Source organism: Pseudomonas sp. FSL R10-0399 (genome assembly GCF_009600165.1).
GTDB classification, from domain to species: Bacteria; Pseudomonadota; Gammaproteobacteria; order Pseudomonadales; family Pseudomonadaceae; genus Aquipseudomonas; species Aquipseudomonas helleri.
In genome coordinates, this window is the sequence record NZ_WIWK01000248.1 from 1 (window position 1) to 1,301 (window position 1,301).

Genomic DNA, 1,301 nt, shown 5'->3' on the forward strand with positions numbered 1-1,301 from the left:
CCGGTCGGGGAGAAGGTCGCCGCCATCGAGTATTCCGTCTTTGCGGCCAACGGCCTGATTGGTCTCGGAAAGAAAGGGGACATGTACGCTATTTCATCGGGCCATCAGTTCGAGTATCGGGATGCGGATGTGGCCGGTGACTGGACGGTATTGCCGAAATGGGTGAGTGGTGCTTCGCGTGACGCCCAGGGCTTTACCTTCCGCTATGAGCTGCCATATCCAATGCGCCCTGAGTGTCGCCTCAAGCGCCTACCCAAGATCGGCGGCGCGAACGCTGACGAGGTCAACGACGACATGATGTGGTATGGCCTGCGTGGGCTGCGTCAGATTCGCCCAACCAGCTATCCGGGCATGACAGTTATCTCGGCCAAAATACGTGGTGCTGACCGGCTCTCAGCACAATCAGAGAGCCAGGTGAATCTGGAGGCCACCCGAATCCTGCCACTGCGCAGCGGCGGCGCCTGGCAAGCACCTGCACCTACACGCGACATCGTGCCGTGGGTGCTGAATGTACTCAAATCGCTGGGCTACACCGACGCCGATATCGACCTTGAAGAGTTTGACCAGTTGCACGCGTCCTGTGTTGCCGATGGCCAGTTCTACGACGAGACGATTGATGCCTCAAGTATTGCCAAGGAAGCGCTGAACAATGCACTCGCCTGTGGCTGGGCTGAGCTGACCATCGCTAACGGGCTCATCAGGCCAGTTCGTGATGAGCCTAGAGCCGTATTTGAGCGCGAGTACGGCCCTAAGACCCAAACCTACTCGCCGCAGAACATGACCACCGCATTGAAAATCAGCGGTCCGCTTCCTTCGATAAATGACTATGACGCTGTAGACGTTGAATTTTACTCGAGTAAAAGCTGGGCATGGGAAACCGTTGAGTGCCGATGGCCTGGTGATCTTGGGCTGAAGGTCGAGAAGGTAAAACTGCCCGGGGTGACTGATCGAGACCGCGCCTATCGGTGGGGTATGCGCCGCCGGGGGCACCAACTGTTCCGATCGGATACTTACACCTGGGCGACCACGCTGGCCGGACGCAACTCGGGTTATCTGAGCTTTTGCGCGGTTGCCAGTGATACACCGGGGCTTTGTCAGAGTGCTCTGTTATTTGGCGTTCAGCCGGTCATTGGCGGGCTGGTACTGGAATCATCGGAACCACTGGATTGGTCTGCCGGCGGCGCCCACAAGATCGGTATCAGTCGACTGGACGGCACGCTGTCCGGACCTTATCCGGCCACTCAAATCGATGAGTTCCACGTCAGGGTCGATGACCTGGACTTCGTGCCCAGCAACGATCC

1 protein-coding gene is annotated in these 1,301 nt (G+C 58.2%); it reads left to right on the forward strand.

From position 1 onward, the window contains the following. Nucleotides 1-1,301: host specificity factor TipJ family phage tail protein (locus GHO41_RS29965; RefSeq protein ID WP_256678893.1), on the forward strand; the 1,301-nt coding region annotated here is incomplete at both ends.